1 protein-coding gene is annotated in these 530 nt (G+C 69.4%); it reads left to right on the top strand.

Annotation, left to right across the window (positions count from 1 at the left end):
- Positions 1 to 406: hypothetical protein (locus tag ABD323_RS45165; protein WP_344447744.1), on the top strand; the 406-nt coding region annotated here is incomplete at its 5' end.
- Positions 407 to 530 lie beyond the last annotated feature (124 nt).

Here is a 530-nt window from a genome sequence, read left to right as displayed (position 1 = left end):
GTCGCAGCAGCAGCGGCCGCAGGAGCAGCAGCCGCCGTCGCCGGTGGCGCGTCCGGTCCGGCTGGAGCAGCTGGCCCCGCAGGCCCCGTCGGCTGAGCGGTCGCCGGTCGTGGGGCCGCTGACCTTCGACGATGTGGACGATGTGGCGGATACCGAGTCGGCCGGTTCGGTGGAGCCGGATCGTCGCCCGGTGCCAGAGCCGCTCGATCCGGAGCTCTGCTACGAGGCGCTGACCGCGTACATGGACCGGTTCGAGCACCAGCCGGACGCGCAGCGGCTCGCGGAGTTCCTGACTCGGGAGTACGGCGTGGTGGGCAGCCGTCCGGATGGTTCGGTGAGCCCGAAGGACGTCGAGCGGCTGTGGTCCCAGCTGGAGGAACGTTACATCGCGGCGGGCCGGGACTGAGGTTCGCCGGAGGATCGGCCATTGACGGCCCGAGTGCGACGCCGTTACCTTCGCATCAACAATCTGTTGAAGGCGTGGAGGATTCGGCATGTCGCAGGCCAAGCTGGACGGTAGCAAGTCCGAG

The organism is Kitasatospora nipponensis (assembly GCF_039528135.1).
In the GTDB taxonomy this organism is placed as follows: domain Bacteria; phylum Actinomycetota; class Actinomycetes; order Streptomycetales; family Streptomycetaceae; genus Kitasatospora; species Kitasatospora nipponensis.
Note: the sequence above shows the minus strand (reverse complement) of the source record. Positions and strands in the feature narration are given on the sequence as shown.